Consider the following 17,389-nt stretch of genomic DNA (forward strand, 5'->3'; position numbering starts at 1 on the left):
ATTACGTCAAATAATTCATTTTTTTCTCCATTGCACATTTTGATTACGAACGAATATGCGAGATGTATCGCCAACGAATCAAATAAAAATAGACTATTTGTATTAAAACAAAAAATCCAAAAGCAAAGACAACTTCTTTGACAATGGAAATATTAGCAATATCCTTCAAGATACCTTGAACCATAAGAAAAGCAAAGGCACTATGCATCATTGCAACACCCCATGGCAAGAAAAATTGTGGGAACAAATGACGATTCACAAGCTTTTTGAGCTCTGTATCTGTTAAGCCCATTCGCTTTAAGACATCGAATTTACGCTTTTCTCTTTCAAGAGAAGTATGCAGTTTAAAGTAAACGAAGCTACCTGCTGCTAATAAAAATACCGTTGCTACTAAAACCCCTACTAATGTGAATAATGAGTAAGTAGCTAATATATAAGAATAATTTAACCCTGCATTTTCAAAGTAAAATGGGCTGAATCTATCCTTCTTATAAAAATATTGAGAGGCTTTTAGCTCCTCTATGTCCTTGCCGATCTCTTTCGTTGCCACCCACTGAGGGATATAGAAGGTAAATAAATGATAGATTGGCTGCACAACGTTTTTATCAGCAATCGGCTTTCTAAGCTTTCTAAAATCCTCATCACTTATCACTATAGAATTCACACTAACAATAGACCCTGGGAATACTATTTTAGGATATACGCTATCAATTGTTATCGGGATAGAATTTTCCTCTAATACAGTATGCACAACTTTATTTTTTAGTCTTTTTAGAGAATCTTCCGAGTATGGTATAAACACTGCCTCCCCTGAAGCCAAATCAAGTAAAGGGTAACTATAGGAAGAAAGCAATACATTCATATCCGATTCCCTAAAAACTTCAACCTCATTGTGAGTATATGAAGATGTTTGCTTGATGACAACAAAGCGCGATAAATGATAGGACAAACCCTTCTCCTCTAATTGAATTCGTAAAGAGGCGATATGATTTCGCTCATAGGGATTGTCGACATCCCCCTTATAGACAAGCCCTAATGGATTTAAACGATCATATTGTATTGTATAGGATGACATCGTCGCTAATACACCGACCGATAAAAAGGCCATTGTTGACACCATCGTTACTACAAAAAACATTTTCACATTGTCCATCATAATATGCGTTTGCTCAGCTAATGAAAGAAGTCGATAGCGTTGCCAATGAAATTTACGTTTGCCCCGTGCTTTATCTAAAAAGCAAGGTAAAGAATCACTGAAAAAATAATATGTTCCAAAGGTCGCTAAAAACGGGATTATTAATGTTAAACCAATCCAAGATGTATTCGATACGATAAACGTTAGTACATATGCTGATAAAATAAGGGTAATACCAAATACTGCACGAATTTTAGAATAGGTTGAAACACTATTTAAATAGTCATTCCCCTTAAGGAGATCGCGTAATTTTCTTTCACGTGTAAAATACACACTAATAAAGGAAATCACTACAAAAGCACTTGTGAAGACACCAATCGTTAGTAAAAATGGCTGCCATGAAACATATAAGGGTAAACTATCTAAATGTAAAATTTCTCGAACAATCATGAAAAAGAATTTCGAAAATGAGAAACCAAATATAATCCCAACAAAAATAGAACCTGATCCAATAATCATTGTCTCCAAAAAGACAAGCCTATTCATCTGGCGTTTTTCCATTCCTAAATGTAATAAAATTGCAAACTCATGTGATCTAGCCTCTAAAAAAGCACTCATCGAATAATATAAAAAGAATAAGGTAAAAAGGACGAGTACGGTTTCCGCACCTACCATTCCAATTAACGATGCTTCTCCTAAAATCCCTTGTTCAATATCCGGATGAAACATGAGCATTGAATAGATGAAAAACACAGCCACAGAAAAAAAGCTTGCCATGAAAAAGGCACCGTATATACGGCTGTTCCGTACGACATTACGGTAAGCGAATTGTCGAAAGGTCACCTACTTGTCCTCCTCCTAGTAAGCTCAAAACATTTAATATTCGTTGGAAAAACATTTGACGACGATCATCTTTGTAAATTTCATTGAAAAATTCACCATCTTTAATAAATAACACGCGATCGCAGTAACTAGCTGCAATTGGATCATGTGTTACCATTACAATCGTTGTTCGTTTTTCCTGATTAATTTTTGTTAAAAGTTCAAGTACATCACGTGAAGAATTCGAATCCAAATTTCCTGTTGGCTCATCTGCTAAAATGAGACTTGGATTATGAATAAGTGCCCGCCCAATGGCAGTTCTTTGTGCTTGTCCACCTGATATTTCATTTGGGCGTTTATGCAAGAACGAAGTTAAATCGAGCTTTTCCACAATGCTTGCAAGACGCTCCTCCATTACTTCTAATGGTTGTTGATCTAATGTAAGTGGCAGCACAATATTCTCTTCCACTGTCAGCATATGCAAAAGATTAAAATCCTGAAAAACAAAACCAAGCTGTCTTCTTCTAAAGTAAGCTAGCTCAGTTGCTTTCAGCGTATGAGGATTCATGCCATCTAAAATGATTTCTCCACTCGTTGGTTCATCAATCGTAGAAATGATATTCAATAATGTTGTTTTTCCACTTCCTGATGGACCCATGACTGCTAAAAACTCACCTTCCTCAACATCAAAGCTTAGTTGATTTAACGCACGATGAGTTACTTTGCCTTCATACACCTTTGTCACGTCTTTTATTTGTAAAATAGGCATACCTTGTTCACCTTATTTCTTGTTTAATTCCATAGATTCTGGTAACAGCCATTGCAATACTACCTCAAAGCCAATTTGAAAATGCGGCCCTGTTAATGATTCAGCTAACTGATTACCATCCTCCTCCACTAGACTAAAGCAATGCGACCCAACAATTACATCCCAGGCATCCATTTCGCCTTCCATGATTTCTCCACAAATCGTATAATGCCCACTGTACATCACTTGCTCACCTTCTACTGGAAAAGCGTTAAGTAAAGTTGGTTTATGTAAGTCTAGCCCAAGCTTATTCGAAAAATGCATTACTTCTTCATTAAACAAAAGACTAGCTTTACGGAAATTTTCACAGGATAAACAATCACAAACATCGTTTTGCGATTCGTATAATGTCTCTGTTTTTTCTGTCTCTACATGTAAAACCCATTCATCCAAACGTACTTCTATCATTTCCGATCCCCCTAATTCGTAAATGTCACTGTAACAATTGTTCCTTTTCCTACCTCTGATGTAATGTGTAATTCGTGACCGAGTTTTTCACAGATTTCTTTTGCTAAATATAAGCCCATCCCTGTGGATTCCCCAGTTTTACGCCCATTCTCACCAGTAAAAAAGGCTTTAGTGACACGAGAAAGATCGGAAGCTGGAATACCGATGCCTTCATCACGAATGGCTAATTGTACGTAGTCATCCTTTTTAATGGCGGAAATGACTATTTTTTTATTTGATTCAAACGTATATTTAACCGCATTCGTTACAAATTGTCCGAGAATAAAGCGCAGCCATTTTGAATCACTTGCTACGATAATATCATCTTCAATATGAATTTCTGGGAAAACACGCTTTGTAATAAATAAACGTTTATTTTCATTTACAGTTGCAGTCACAATCGTTTTTAAAGCAACCTGTTCTACTTGCATATCCTCTTCAAAATTTTCTAATCGAGCATTCACCAACACCATATCCAAGCCTCTTCGCAAACGGTCAATTTCCTCCTGCACATTCTTTTTATCGAGAGGACGTTCATCCTGCAATAAAAGCTCAATAACAGAAATTGGCGTTTTCATCTGATGCACCCATTGATTAATAAACTGATCATGCCGTTTTTGGCCTGCATATAACGTTTGAAGCTCATGCTTATATTGTCGATATAGTTCATGCATATATTTCTCAACCTGTATCGCCTCAGGTGTTTTAGCATTTTTTTGCAACACATCCTCCATTGTTTTAGGAAGCAGTGATATTTTTAATAAATAACGTTGGCGCATTAAATAACGGATAAGTAAAAACGAAGCTAATAACACTAAACTAATACAGAAGGAATAAATAGCAGTATCAACATTTCGAAAGCCGTCCAACCAATATAAGACCATGATGAAGCCGACTAATATGATCTGGAATACAATGAACGATGCGTAATCACGCAGAAATAATTTCCAGCCCACTATAACTCACCTGCACTTAAAATAAAGCGATAGCCTGCTCCACGTACAGTTTCTATAGAAGACGCAATATGATAATCAGCCAACTTTTTCCGCACTCGTGTCATATTGACGTTCAACGTATTCTCATCGACAAATGCCTGATCGTCCCAAAGCTCTTCTAACAATTGCTCACGTGTCACTACTTTCGGAGCATTTCCCATTAACAGTTCTAAAATGATACATTCTTTTTTCTGAAGTGGAATCTCTAAAGCATTTTTATGAAGCTCCATTCTTTCTAAATGAAGAATAAGCTGTCCTTGTTTAATTGTCCGCTCCTCTTGTCTTGCTGCATATTCACCATATGTACGACGCAAGTGACTGCGGATTTTAGCCAGTACAATTTCATAATTAAATGGCTTCGTAATGAAATCGTCGCCCCCATTTTCAAGCGCAAAAATTTGATCCATTTCGCCAGAACGAGCGGAAATGAAAATAATTGGACAAGTTGTATGTTGACGTAGCTGGCGACACCAATAGTAGCCATCGTACGAAGGTAAATTTATATCAAGCAACACCATATGTGGATTAAATGCTGTAAATTCTTCAACAAGATGATCAAATTCTTTGATCGTTTCAACTTCGTATTGATATTTTCTAAGCGTTTCTGCAAGCAATGACGCAATCTTTACATCATCTTCGACAATAAATATTCGATGCTTCTCCATACCAACACTCCTTTCTATCCTATATTGTATCAAAAAAAGGTTCGATGACATAACTGTCAGCGAACCTTTTGTAGCAGGTGTGCTAATTAACCATTTTTATCCACTCTAATCAATTAGAAGGCTCTGATTTCCGCTACGGGCGTCCGTGTGCCGCTTTCTTTGACTCTTTCATCCGTCGATTCATTCTCTTTCTCTTTCCAGTCAAGTCCTTAATATTGTGTAAAATTTTATACAATGTTCTTCAACTCTGACTTTAGTTTAGTCAAATTGTCCAGCTTATGTTGGAATTCGCCGCTAAAAGTGTGCGTTGCGCCGCTAACCAAAGGAGGAACGCCGCTAAAACACGAAATTCCGCCGCTAACCAAGCAAGGATCGCCGCTAAAACATGCATCCGTCCATCACAGGATGTAATGCCTTTAGCCTTCGTTTCTCTATTGCTAATTCCCAATGAGTCGCCTAGCTTCCACACCCATCAACTTATCCGCATGATACGTGTCATCTACCTTTGTTTATCGAAACACTTTTACGTTTTATCACCCAACTTTTGAATTTTATCGACTAATTTTCACGTTTTATCGCCCAACTTTTAATTTTTATCGACATCCAAAAAGGATTCATCCACAAAATTGTGCGTGAATCCTTTTACTTTATTATGTCAAACTCGAATCCTCAATTTTCTACGCAAGCTTTTCTTAATAAATTAATTGTAAAAACTCTTCTGTCGTAATTCCACCAAAGTATGTTGGAATATCAATATTTGTTAACGCCTCAGCAATTGCAGTTCGATCATAGTTTGTCCCAACTAATCGTTGTTCAACATCTGCCATGTCGCCCACGCCGAAGAAATCACCAAAAATATGCACTTCTTCAATAATTCCGTGATTCACCTCTAAGCGAATATCAATGCCTCCTGTTGGGAAACGATGTGTTTTTTGAATGTTAAAGCGTGGTGATTTCCCATAGTTCCATTCCCATGTTTGATAACGCTCAGCAGATAGCTTATGGATATTTGCCCAATCTTCCTCCGTTAACTCATAATAGCGAATCTTTTCTTCACCACCGAAAATGGATTTTAAAATTTCTAGGCGGAATTCTTCGACTGTCAACTTGTCCTTTAAGAACTCCGAAATATTAGCTACTCGTGAACGGATCGATTTAATGCCCTTTGATTCAATTTTATCTTTCTTCACCTTTAATGCGGATACAACAGCATCAATTTCTGTATCAAACATTAAAGTACCGTGGCTAAACATACGGCCCTTTGTAGAAAACTGTGCGTTACCAGAAACTTTACGCCCTTCCGCTAAAATGTCGTTACGGCCAGAAAGCTCAGCATGAACGCCCATTTTTGCAAGTGCATCTACAACAGGCTGAGTAAACTTTTTATAATTCATAAAGCTATCGCCGTCGTCTTTCGTGATAAAACTGAAGTTAAGATTCCCTAAATCATGATACACCGCGCCCCCACCAGAAAGACGTCGCACAACGATAATGCCATTATCCTCTACATAATCCGTATTAATCTCTTCTATAGTATTTTGATTTTTACCAATGATGATTGAAGGTTGATTAATGTAAAAAAGTAACACTGGCTCCTTCTCAACATCCATCGTTTTTAATAAATACTCCTCAATGGCAAGGTTAATGCGTGGGTCATGAATCCCTTTATTATCAACGAATATCATAAATTACGTTTCCTCCTTCACAGAATATCCATATTTATTTTATCGTAAATTAGGCATTTTGTGTTGACGAAAAGCATCTGTTATAATACACTATAAAATATCAAAACAGTAATAGTACAGATGAATTAAAGGAGGAGTCCACAATGTTAGAAAATGTAGTTGAATTTTTCAAGAACCTACCTGCAAAGCAATGCACAGAATGCGGTGAAAAAATTGAAGAACAAAGTGAATGCTACAGCAACACTTGTGAAAACTGTAACCACCTATAAGCATTTGCCTATTCTGTAAAGTCGTCATATACGTGCCCCACACGTACTAATAATGACAACCCTCATCATATTTTGATGAACCCTTAATTAAATCTCTTACACTTACAAAACAGCAGCTGATACGCTCATATCAGCTGCTGTTTTTTGTGTATTTTTTTACATATGAGCGATTTTCACCCGTACCCGAGTAGCTCTTCCTCCCCCTATTTAAAGCAATCATTCAACCAAAAAAACACCCACCAATATTGGTGGGTGTAAAAAATTCCTATTTTTAGTTTTCTTCAGCTACTTTTGAGTAACGTTTCGTGTGTAGTAACATGAAATAACCGAAAGTAATAGCTAAGAATGCTACTAGGAAGCCTGCTAGAATTCCGTAGTTTTGCATTAAGAATGATGTATCACCAGTTGAGATACTTGCTTTAAATGCTGAAACAGTATATGTCATTGGTAATAGTTTATTAAATACTTGCAATGGTGATGGGATTAACTCAAGTGGGAATGTACCCGCGCTTGTTGTAAGTTGTAAAATTAATACAACAATCGCCATGAAGCGTCCTGGATCACCGAAAATAGATACTAACATTTGAATTAAAGCTAAGAAAACATAACTTGTTAATAATGCTGTTAGGAAGAAGTATCCGAAATTGTTTACTTCAAGGCCTAAGCCCCATTTTACAATAACCACTGTTAATATAGTTTGAATTAAGCCGACTATTGCTAAAACTGAAGCTTTACTTGCAAACCAAGCTGCTCCATTTTTTGGACGAATTGCTGGTTCCACAAGTGGGAAAACGATAGAGATTAATAACGCACCAACGAATAAACCAAGAGAAATAAAGTATGGTGAGAATCCTGTTCCATAGTTAGGTACATGGTTAACAGATTCTTTATCAACCTCTACTGGGCTACCTACCATATCATATGTGTCTTTACTTGAATGAACTTCTTTTGCTTTTTCACTTGCTTCACCTAGTTTGCTAGATAAAGTTGATGTACCATCTACAAGTTCAGTAGTACCATCAGCAAGCGTTTTAGAACCTTCTGCTAATTCACCTGATTTAGAGGCAAGTGTTGATGTACCTTGATTCAATGTTGTTGAACCACTTGCTAGCTGATTTAAACCTGAAGCCAATGTTTTAGAACCTGTTACGGCTGTCTTAACACCAGCATTTAATTCACCTAATTTTTGAGCAAGTGTTGCATTACCAGCTTGGAGACCTTTTGCTCCTTCGATTAATGCACCACTTTTTGATGTTAATGCATTAGCGCCCGCTAACACTTGTGATTGACCTGCTGCAATTTGCGATGCACCAGAACTTAATTGATTAGCACCAGCTTGTAATTGACCTGTACCAGCAGTTAAAGAACCTAAACCATTATGCACGCTTGCACTTCCTGCTTGTAGCTCTGCTAATGTTTGTTTTAATACTGCCGCTTGCTCTTCAGGCAATGAAGCCATCATGCCTTGTAATTGATTAGATAAAGCTGTGATGCCTTCTGCTACTTTTGCAGAACCCGCTGTTAATTGGCCTGCTGCACCATTTAATTTACCTGCATTATCAGCGATTGAAGCTGCGCCTGTACTAATTTGTTTTTGTTTATCGCTAAGTGTAGCTAAACCTGCTTGAACTTGCGCTACACCTTGTGTATATTGTGATACACCTTGTGAAAGACTTGATGCTCCTGTTGCTGCTTGCTGTGCACCATTTTGTAACTGTACTGTACCGTCTTGTAATTTTACTAGACCAGTAGATAAGTCATTTGCACCTTTTGCAGCATCTCCAGCACCTTTAGTAATTTTATCTGCACCGTTTGACAATTCAACTGTACTTGATGCTAGTTTCTCAAGATAACCTTTTAAATCTTTTGCACCATTCGCTAAAGTTTTAGCACCTTCATCTAGCTTACTTGAGCCATCTGCAGCCTCTGTAAAGCCATCTCCAAGTGTTGTAATAGAATCAAATAATTTTTCTGCATAAGTAGCAGATACTTTTGAATTCACTTCCGCACGTACACGGTCCATTGCTGTTTCACCAATTTGTGCACCAAGGAAGTTCAATCCTTCATTCGGAATATAATTCATAACTAGTTTAGAAGGTTTGTCATCTAATAACGTAGTCGCATGCTCTGAGAAATTTGTTGGAATTTCTAGAATCATATAATAGTCTCGACCATGTAAGCCTTTTTCAGCTTCTTCTTTGGAAACGTCAATAAACTTAAACTCGTTACTATCGACAAGCTTATCGACTAATTCTTTCCCTAGATCTAATTTAACCCCTTCCATTTCTGCGCCCTTATCTTCATTGACAACAGCTACTGGTAAATTAGGCAAGCCTTCATACGGATCCCAGAACGCCCATAAGAACATGCCTGCGTACATGACTGGGATAAATAATACAGCGATTATTGAAACAAGCATTTTTCTTGTCTTTAAGATTTTAAGCCACTCAGCTTTAATCATAAGTTTTCTTCACTCCTATAATATTTGACCGAAAACGTCCGTCGGTCATTTTTATTCAAAAAAAAAACTAAATCCTCACTAGACTATCATTGATTCACCTTTAGCTCAGCCGAATCAAGTTAGAATTAGCCCACGGAAGATTGTTTCCTTGAAAAGATTTAATATCTTTTCTTCAGGAATAATGTCGCCATGTAGCTCATGCCAATCAACGACAAATGCTAGATACGCCTTTAACAACAGAAAGCTTACTAATTCTGCATCACAATCTCTAATTTCTCCTTTATCGATACGTCTTTGAATTAATTCTGTAACGTAGGATAAAATTTCAGTCTCAATGCGAACTAAAGCTTGTTTAACTACTGGCGTTCGTAGCTCCTTTTCTTCCTCTAATAACTTCGCAAATAAAAGATGTTTTTCACGGAACTGTAGCATTTTCATTAAAGCATTATGCGCATTGTCCATAAAGCTAGCGGATGCATCCAACACTGCATCTGCTTCAGCTTGCATCTCTCGTACAAGTGACATAGCTATCTCTTGAAATAAAATTTCTTTATTTGCAAAGAATGTGTAAATCGTCCCTTTACCGACGTTAGCAATTTTAGCCACTTGCTCCATTGTTGTTGCCTTGTAACCAAACAATGTAAAGGATTTTGCAGCTGCTTCAAGAATTTCCTGTCTACGATCCATTAGTAACATCCTTTCCTGTTATATTATGTACATGCCTTTGTACACGAAAATGATAATGACCAGAAAACCATTCCGGTCATCTGGTCATTATCATATTCCTATTTTAAAAATAATGCAAGCATTAATTGTGATTTTTTTCACTTTTTTTCATGATCACTATGCTCAGAAGTATCATTACCGTGATTCATCATGTTATGATCCATACTATTGTTATTTGCTTTTTCATCCTCTGGTAAAACTTTCGTCATATCAGGGCTACCAGCAGTAATTTGTTGCTTCGGCATACTATGAACACCATTGCCTGTAGTAGTATGAGCATACATATAATATACCCCATCGTGGTCAAATGTAGTCGTCGCTTTATAAACGCCATCTTTCTCTAATTTACCGTCAATCATTTGCCCTTGATCACGTTTACCAGATTCCCAAACCTCAAATTGTACAACTGCATCATCAACTTTTTTGCCACCTTGTACAACTTGCGCCGCAAGATCAATTGTTTTATTGATCGCTACTTCTTTCGGTGTTAAAATTTCAACTTCTGGTATTGGAGCCACTTCAGGCTCTGGTAGAGCTGCTGGCTCTTTCTTTTCTCCGCAACCTACTAATAGTGCAGATACTGCAACTAATGCCAATAACCATTTTTTCATGTTTTATTCCTCCATTAACGGTAATGTGATTTTTACAACTGTGCCTTTTTCAACTTCACTTTCAATCTCAATCTTGCCATGTAACTGCTTCAACAATTGTTCAACAATTGACAAGCCTAGTCCACTACCACCATCTGCTCGGCTCCGCGCTTTGTTAACACGATAAAAACGCTCGGTTACATGCGATAAATCCTCTTGAGGAATACCCATTCCATAATCCTTAATGATAATTTGTGCACTAGCATCCTTCTCTAAGGCAGTAATTTCAACCTTTGACTGTTCATACGAGTAATTAATGGCATTTTCAATAATATTAATAAAAATTTGTTTCAGCTTTACTTCATCCGCTTGGATGATTAATGCATCATCAGCATCTAAATGGAGTACAATGTTCTTCTTCTCTGCCTGATGAGTTAATATTTTTTGAACCTCACGTAATGTTTCGGCAAGAGGAATTGGATATAAAGTAATTTCTGCTTGTTCATTTTCCATACGAGCAAGTTGAAGCAATTCATTCGTTAAACGTTCCATACGATTTGCCTCACGTACTATGAGCTGGATCGTTTCCTCTTTTTGATGTTCTGGAATAATACCTTTCTGCATCGCTTCGCTATAACCTTTTACATAGCTAATAGGTGTCCGTAATTCATGTGAAACTGTCGCCAAAAACGTCTTTTGAGCCTCATCCTCTTGTTGGATTGCCTCTGCCATTTGATTAAAGGTGCTCGATAGCCTTCCGATTTCATCTTTCGAATGAACTGGCACACGCGTTCCATAGTTTCCGTATGACATTTGCTCAACAGCTCTTTGTAAATTACTTAATGGTCGCATAATATGTCGAATTCCTTTATAAATTAAATAGCTGATGACAAGTAAAAATATAAAGGCGCTGACAAATAAGAAAATAACTTCATTATTCGCTAACTCACTAATTTTTGCTAGAGGGAAGTATATATAAATAATCCCTTCGAGCCTATTTTGATCCACTAGCGGCAGTACTACAGAAATTAGCTGTCTATCAAATCGGGGTTCATATCCAATTTTTTGTACATATTCACCCGCAAGTAATTGCTGTCGTTCTTCTGGACCAATTAATGTTTCGAAATCTATATCAAACGGCACACAGGCACTTAGTTCTCGCGGATTTCTTACTGCAAAAATATTCAAATTCGAATAATTGGCATAATGTTCAATATCTGCAATAAATTCATCCGTTACCTTACTACCGGTATACATCGTTTGTAGCTTTGTCCCTACTTCTACCATCATCTCTTCTGTGTCTTCTACATAAAGTCTTTCATATAAATAATCTGTCAGGACATACATAAAGACAACGGTAATGATCAAAAATGCAAAGATTAATAGCCAAATGCGTGTTGAAATTTTTTTCATTCGCCAGGATCAAAGCGATAGCCCACTCCCCAGACGGTTTGAATATGCCCCGCCGCTTCCTTTCCAAGCTTTAGACGTAAGGTTTTTATATGAGTGTCAACAGTTCTTGTCCCCCCTACATAATCAATATCCCAAATGCGTTCTAGTAATTGCTCCCTCGTATAAGCATTTCCAGGATTATTCATAAATAAATGTAATAGTTCAAATTCCTTCAACGTAAGTGGAACACTCTTTCCATCTACAGATACCTTGCGTGCAATCTCATCTATTTTAATAGGTCCAAATATCACATATTTTTGCTGCAAGTCTTCAATATTAGTACCACTTCTTCTTAGCACAGCATGGATTCGCGCAACTAGTTCATCATTTGTAAAGGGTTTTACAATATAATCATCTCCGCCAATTGTTAAGCCTTTTACCTTATCCTCATTTGCATCACGTGCTGTTAGAAAAATAATTGGTATATTCGACATCGCACGTATACTTTGACAAACCGCAAAGCCATCTTCGTGCGGCATCATCACATCAAGTAGAACTAAATCAATTTTTTCGCGTACAATTATATCGTAGGCTTCTGTACCACTTGCTGCTGTTACGGTCTCAACTTTTGCATTATGGAGCATCATTTCTATTAAATTACGCATATCTTGCTCATCATCAACAATTAATACAGTTGTCACATTTTTTCCTCCCTCACTAACAATTGAAATGCACCTTTCCCCACATCAACTGTTTTTTTCACCTGACCTTCTTTTATAAAATACAAAGTATGGTCATCATAACCAGCGACAACAATATAATCTTTAAACTGATTTACGACAAACGGATTAGCTCCTACCTCTTGCTGCCATCTCACATTTCCATCAAAGTCGGCAACATATAATGCATTACGGCCATGACTAACAACGAGAACAGCATCCTTTGTTTTGGTTAATCCAACAGGCATTAAAGGCATTGCTATCTCCCCATGTTTGACGCCTGTTATAAGATCATATTTTTTAACAGAGCTATTCGGTTTACTTCCTTCTCCATGGCCACCAATCCATAGTTCATTTTTCTCTTCAAGAATTGCTATGCCATGTGATGATTTTTGAATCGGCCACTCTTGTTCAATTTCTAGATTCTCAATATTTAACACCGATAATTTCGTATCTTTATAATTAATCACATATAGCTTATCTTTATAGGCCGCCATTGACATAGGATAATTACCAAGCTTCTGAGTTGCCAGTTCGTTGCCCTCTTCATCAAAGCTTGTCACTGTATTCGTTTTGCTATTCGCAATAAAAAACTGTTTTCTATTTTCAGCATAATACGCATTCGTTGAGCCAAGCTGTACTTTTTTGGAATAGAGCTTCTTTCCAGTTGATAATGTATAGATGTCAAATTCATTTAATTGATGACCATACAATAACACACGATCGTTTCCGAGGAGAATTGCCCCCGAGTAAGCTTTATCTAATAACCATGTTGCTTTCACATTACCTTGTTCATCGATAAAATCTAGAGAAGGCTCTTGTATATTTAAGGATGCTACAAAATTCTGATCGCGTTCAATAGGCTCAAACGATTTCTCCGTACACCCTACTAGCAATACTAGCTGTACTAAAGAAAAAATGAAAATTGCCCATTTTTTCAACATCATCACCTCTGTTTCTTAACTATACTTCACAATTGTGAAATTCACGTGAAACTTGAGAGGTAAATTTATGACAAAGAAAACAAGCAAATTTCACAATTATTATTATGTAATACTTACATTTACGAGCATTTATCCAATCCAAAATTATAGTAGCACATATACTACATAGATTATGGTAAGGAGGAATCAACTTTATGGTATCCATTAGCTTATGTATGATTGTGAAAAATGAAGAAGCTGTCATCGGTAGATGTCTAACATCTGTAAAAGACTTAGTCGATGAGATTAATATCATCGATACTGGCTCTACCGACAATACAAAGCAAATTGTTAAAGAGTTTACAGATCGTATTTTTGATTTTGAGTGGATTCATCATTTTGCAGCTGCAAGAAATTTTTCATTCCAACAAGCAACAAAGGAGTACATTTTATGGCTAGATGCAGATGACGTATTATTAGAGGAGGATCAGGAAAAATTTAAAGCACTAAAAGAATCCCTGACCCTTGATATAGATGCCATTTCAATGAATTATAATTTAAGTTTTGATAATGAAGGAAATGTAAGTTCTCTATTAAGAAGATATCGCTTAGTAAGAAGAGATAAACAATTCCAATGGATAGGTGCCGTACACGAATATTTAGCAGTCGGTGGAAAACTATTGGATAGTAATATCGCTGTCAGTCATTTACCACTTAGTCACGATCATTCACGAAATATTAATATCTATAAGCAATTAGTTGACTCAGGAGAACCGCTCACTCCACGAGATACATTTTATTACGCAAATGAATTACTAGATCACGGACAATTTGAGGACGCAATATTTTACTATGAAACGTTTTTAACTTCAAAATTAGGCTGGGTAGAAGATAATATTACAGCCTGTTTCAAATTAGCAGACTGTTATTCTCATTTAAATGATCCCGAAAATAATTTGAGTTCCATTCTAAGAAGCTTTGAATACGGTATTCCACGTCCTGAAGCGTGTTGTAGACTTGGTTTTATTTTTATGGAACAAGCCAAAACCTATGAAGCAATCTTTTGGTATGAACAAGCGCTTAACATCAAACAAATTTCTAACGCCCCTTTTCAAAATAAATCCTTTACAACATGGTTACCCCACTTACAACTATGTGTCCTCTTTGATCGGTTACAACACTATGAAACTGCCAACGCACATAATGAATTAGCCAGATCCTTTTTACCAAATGACGAAAAAATACTGCACAATAAAACATATTTTGATCGTATTTTAAATAAAGAAAATGAAACATCTTAAATAACTTCTATACTAATGGGTTGTTATTAAAACGTGATGAAAAAATACTTTCATCGCTATTGATATTTTTAGATTAAACAAGTAGTTAACTGTCTATTTCATCTTTTCCCTCTATGAATACGCTATTTGAGAGAGGAGGTGAAACAATGCATTTCGGACAATTTAACAATAGAATTTGCAGCAAATGTAATACATTCCCGTGTTGTTGTAATCCTTGTGCTCCAAGCTGTCCTGTTCGGCCTATTAAACCTGGAAGAACTGGCCCAACAGGAGCTACCGGGGCTACTGGATCTACTGGGGCGACTGGCGCTACCGGCTCTACTGGCGCTACTGGTGTTACTGGCGCTACTGGCGCTACTGGCGCTACCGGCTCTACTGGCTCTACCGGCGTTACTGGTGTTACTGGTGTTACTGGTGTTACTGGTGTTACTGGCGCTACTGGCGCTACCGGTGAAACTGGCGCTACTGGTGTTACTGGGGCTACTGGTGTTACTGGGGCTACTGGGACTACTGGTGCGACTGGCGCGACTGGGGCTACTGGCTTTACCGGCGTTACTGGTGTTACTGGTGGACTTGGGGCCACTGGCTCTACCGGCGCTACCGGTGTTACTGGTGCGACTGGCGCGACTGGCGCTACCGGCGTTACTGGTGTTACTGGGACTACCGGTGAAACTGGCGCTACTGGGGTGACTGGAGCTACTGGTGTTACTGGCGCTACTGGGACTACTGGGACTACTGGTGAAACTGGGGCTACCGGTGTTACTGGTGCGACTGGCGCGACTGGCGCTACTGGCTTTACCGGCGTTACTGGTGTTACTGGTGGACTTGGGGCTACTGGCTCTACCGGCGCTACCGGCGTTACTGGTGTTACTGGGACTACCGGTGTTACTGGTGCGACTGGCGCGACTGGCGCGACTGGCGTTACTGGTGGACTTGGGGCTACTGGCTCTACCGGCGCTACCGGTGTTACTGGTGCGACTGGCGCGACTGGCGCTACCAGCGTTACTGGTGTTACTGGGACTACCGGTGAAACTGGAGCTACTGGTGTTACTGGGGCTACTGGGACTACTGGGACTACTGGTGAAACTGGGGCTACCGGTGTTACTGGTGCGACTGGCGCTACTGGCGCTACTGGCTTTACCGGCGTTACTGGTGTTACTGGTGGACTTGGGGCTACTGGCTCTACTGGCGCTACTGGCGTTACTGGTGGACTTGGGGCTACTGGCTCTACCGGCGCTACCGGTGTTACTGGTGCGACTGGCGCTACTGGCGCTACCGGCGTTACTGGTGTTACTGGGACTACCGGTGAAACTGGAGCTACTGGTGTTACTGGGGCTACTGGGACTACTGGGACTACTGGGACTACTGGGACTACTGGGACTACTGGTGAAACTGGGGCTACCGGTGTTACTGGTGCGACTGGCGCTACTGGCGCTACTGGCTTTACCGGCGTTACTGGTGTTACTGGTGTTACTGGTGTTACTGGTGTTACTGGGACTACTGGTGAAACTGGCGCTACTGGGGCTACTGGCTCTACCGGCGTTACTGGTGTTACTGGGACTACCGGTGAAACTGGCGCTACTGGTGAAACTGGGGCTACCGGTGTTACTGGTGCGACTGGAGCTACTGGGGCTACTGGGGCTACTGGCTCTACCGGCGTTACTGGTGTTACTGGGACTACTGGTGTTACTGGCGCTACTGGGGTGACTGGGGCTACCGGCATTACTGGTGAAACTGGGGCTACTGGTGTTACTGGGGCTACCGGCGCTACTGGCTCTACCGGCGTTACTGGTGTTACTGGTGTTACTGGAGCTACTGGAGCTACCGGTATTACTGGCGCCACTGGGGTGGCTGGATCTACTGGCTCTACTGGCTCTACCGGCGTTACTGGTGCGACTGGTGTTACTGGCGCTACCGGCTCTACTGGTGTTACTGGAACTACTGGTGCTACTGGGGTGACTGGTGTTACTGGAACTACTGGCGCTACCGGTGTTACTGGGGCTACTGGCTCTACTGGGGTGACTGGAGCTACTGGGGTGACTGGGGCTACTGGGGCTACTGGAGTTACCGGAGCTACTGGAACTACTGGCGCTACCGGTGTTACTGGGGCTACTGGAACTACTGGCGCTACCGGTGTTACTGGGGCTACTGGCTCTACTGGGGTGACTGGAGCTACTGGTGAACGTGGGGCTACTGGGGTGACTGGGGTGACTGGGGCTACTGGAGTTACCGGAGCTACTGGCGCTACCGGTGTTACTGGGGCTACTGGCTCTACTGGGGTGACTGGAGCTACTGGTGAACGTGGAGCTACTGGAGCTACTGGAGCTACTGGGGTGACTGGGGCTACTGGGGCTACTGGGGCTACTGGAGTTACCGGAGCTACTGGCGCTACCGGTGTTACTGGGGCTACTGGCTCTACTGGGGTGACTGGAGCTACTGGTGAACGTGGAG

16 protein-coding genes are annotated in these 17,389 nt (G+C 39.5%); 3 read left to right on the forward strand and 13 right to left on the reverse strand.

Features of this window, described 5'->3' with window-relative positions:
• Positions 1-43 precede the first annotated feature (43 nt).
• From ACIPKN_RS16195 to lplA, 7 genes are all read right to left on the reverse strand, one after another.
• The gene (locus tag ACIPKN_RS16195) at positions 44-1,978 is read right to left on the reverse strand and encodes an FtsX-like permease family protein (protein WP_400937815.1); all 1,935 of its coding nucleotides are present in this window, start codon (positions 1,976-1,978) and stop codon (positions 44-46) included.
• On the reverse strand, positions 1,950-2,726 hold the full coding sequence (locus tag ACIPKN_RS16200; RefSeq protein ID WP_142509261.1) for an ABC transporter ATP-binding protein: 777 nt from the start codon (positions 2,724-2,726) through the stop codon (positions 1,950-1,952). The genes ACIPKN_RS16195 and ACIPKN_RS16200 overlap by 29 nt, the downstream gene beginning before the upstream one ends.
• Positions 2,727-2,738: 12 nt before the next feature.
• Entirely contained in the window at positions 2,739-3,173 is a 435-nt protein-coding gene (locus ACIPKN_RS16205) for a hypothetical protein (RefSeq protein ID WP_400937818.1), read from the reverse strand.
• A gap of 11 nt (positions 3,174-3,184) precedes the next feature.
• The gene (locus tag ACIPKN_RS16210) at positions 3,185-4,168 is read right to left on the reverse strand and encodes a sensor histidine kinase (protein WP_400937821.1); all 984 of its coding nucleotides are present in this window, start codon (positions 4,166-4,168) and stop codon (positions 3,185-3,187) included.
• Positions 4,168-4,872 (reverse strand): response regulator transcription factor, encoded by a 705-nt coding sequence (locus ACIPKN_RS16215; protein ID WP_400937824.1) that lies wholly within the window; start codon positions 4,870-4,872, stop codon positions 4,168-4,170. The genes ACIPKN_RS16210 and ACIPKN_RS16215 overlap by 1 nt, the downstream gene beginning before the upstream one ends.
• Positions 4,873-5,134: 262 nt before the next feature.
• A complete protein-coding gene (locus ACIPKN_RS16220; RefSeq protein WP_400937826.1) occupies positions 5,135-5,341 on the reverse strand; it encodes a hypothetical protein in 207 nt (68 codons plus the stop codon).
• Positions 5,342-5,564: 223 nt separating this feature from the next.
• Positions 5,565-6,557, reverse strand: a complete 993-nt coding sequence (gene lplA, locus ACIPKN_RS16225; protein WP_400937828.1) for a lipoate--protein ligase — start codon at positions 6,555-6,557, stop codon at positions 5,565-5,567.
• A gap of 143 nt (positions 6,558-6,700) precedes the next feature.
• On the opposite strand from lplA, the gene yhfH reads away from it, so the two are divergent.
• A complete protein-coding gene (gene yhfH / locus ACIPKN_RS16230) occupies positions 6,701-6,826 on the forward strand; it encodes a protein YhfH (RefSeq protein ID WP_132362068.1) in 126 nt (41 codons plus the stop codon).
• Between the two features lie 271 nt (positions 6,827-7,097).
• On the opposite strand, the gene ACIPKN_RS16235 is transcribed toward yhfH, so the two are convergent.
• The 6 genes from ACIPKN_RS16235 to ACIPKN_RS16260 form a co-directional block, all read right to left on the reverse strand.
• Entirely contained in the window at positions 7,098-9,287 is a 2,190-nt protein-coding gene (locus tag ACIPKN_RS16235; protein ID WP_400937831.1) for a YhgE/Pip family protein, read from the reverse strand.
• 114 nt (positions 9,288-9,401) lie between these two features.
• Entirely contained in the window at positions 9,402-9,974 is a 573-nt protein-coding gene (locus ACIPKN_RS16240) for a TetR/AcrR family transcriptional regulator (protein ID WP_400937834.1), read from the reverse strand.
• 137 nt (positions 9,975-10,111) lie between these two features.
• Complete coding sequence (locus ACIPKN_RS16245; protein WP_400937836.1) at positions 10,112-10,624, reverse strand: FixH family protein; 513 nt, start codon at positions 10,622-10,624, stop codon at positions 10,112-10,114.
• A 3-nt stretch (positions 10,625-10,627) separates the two neighbouring features.
• On the reverse strand, positions 10,628-12,016 hold the full coding sequence (locus ACIPKN_RS16250) for a sensor histidine kinase (protein ID WP_400937839.1): 1,389 nt from the start codon (positions 12,014-12,016) through the stop codon (positions 10,628-10,630).
• Entirely contained in the window at positions 12,013-12,696 is a 684-nt protein-coding gene (locus ACIPKN_RS16255) for a response regulator transcription factor (RefSeq protein ID WP_400937841.1), read from the reverse strand. Before ACIPKN_RS16255 ends, ACIPKN_RS16250 begins: the two co-directional genes overlap by 4 nt.
• A complete protein-coding gene (locus tag ACIPKN_RS16260; RefSeq protein ID WP_400937844.1) occupies positions 12,693-13,661 on the reverse strand; it encodes a YncE family protein in 969 nt (322 codons plus the stop codon). The genes ACIPKN_RS16255 and ACIPKN_RS16260 overlap by 4 nt, the downstream gene beginning before the upstream one ends.
• Positions 13,662-13,852: 191 nt before the next feature.
• Between ACIPKN_RS16260 and ACIPKN_RS16265 the strand changes: the two genes are divergently transcribed.
• Together ACIPKN_RS16265 and ACIPKN_RS16270 are read left to right on the forward strand one after the other, a co-directional pair.
• Entirely contained in the window at positions 13,853-14,938 is a 1,086-nt protein-coding gene (locus ACIPKN_RS16265) for a glycosyltransferase (RefSeq protein WP_400937846.1), read from the forward strand.
• 146 nt (positions 14,939-15,084) lie between these two features.
• Positions 15,085-17,389: collagen-like protein (locus ACIPKN_RS16270; protein WP_400937849.1), on the forward strand; the 2,305-nt coding region annotated here is incomplete at its 3' end.

Origin of the sequence: Lysinibacillus sp. NPDC086135, from assembly GCF_044746345.1 — a bacterium.
Classification (GTDB): Bacteria; Bacillota; Bacilli; order Bacillales_A; family Planococcaceae; genus Lysinibacillus.

Excerpts from the sequence above, each read along its gene's own strand:
- ACIPKN_RS16200 (WP_142509261.1), bottom strand. The coding sequence starts at position 2,726 with ATGCCTATTTTACAAATAAAAGACGTGACAAAGGTGTATGAAGGCAAA.
- ACIPKN_RS16205 (WP_400937818.1), bottom strand. The coding sequence starts at position 3,173 with ATGATAGAAGTACGTTTGGATGAATGGGTTTTACATGTAGAGACAGAA.
- ACIPKN_RS16215 (WP_400937824.1), bottom strand. The coding sequence starts at position 4,872 with ATGGAGAAGCATCGAATATTTATTGTCGAAGATGATGTAAAGATTGCG.
- lplA (WP_400937828.1), bottom strand. The coding sequence starts at position 6,557 with ATGATATTCGTTGATAATAAAGGGATTCATGACCCACGCATTAACCTT.
- yhfH (WP_132362068.1), top strand. The coding sequence starts at position 6,701 with ATGTTAGAAAATGTAGTTGAATTTTTCAAGAACCTACCTGCAAAGCAA.
- ACIPKN_RS16235 (WP_400937831.1), bottom strand. The coding sequence starts at position 9,287 with ATGATTAAAGCTGAGTGGCTTAAAATCTTAAAGACAAGAAAAATGCTT.
- ACIPKN_RS16240 (WP_400937834.1), bottom strand. The coding sequence starts at position 9,974 with ATGGATCGTAGACAGGAAATTCTTGAAGCAGCTGCAAAATCCTTTACA.
- ACIPKN_RS16245 (WP_400937836.1), bottom strand. The coding sequence starts at position 10,624 with ATGAAAAAATGGTTATTGGCATTAGTTGCAGTATCTGCACTATTAGTA.
- ACIPKN_RS16250 (WP_400937839.1), bottom strand. The coding sequence starts at position 12,016 with ATGAAAAAAATTTCAACACGCATTTGGCTATTAATCTTTGCATTTTTG.
- ACIPKN_RS16260 (WP_400937844.1), bottom strand. The coding sequence starts at position 13,661 with ATGATGTTGAAAAAATGGGCAATTTTCATTTTTTCTTTAGTACAGCTA.
- ACIPKN_RS16265 (WP_400937846.1), top strand. The coding sequence starts at position 13,853 with ATGGTATCCATTAGCTTATGTATGATTGTGAAAAATGAAGAAGCTGTC.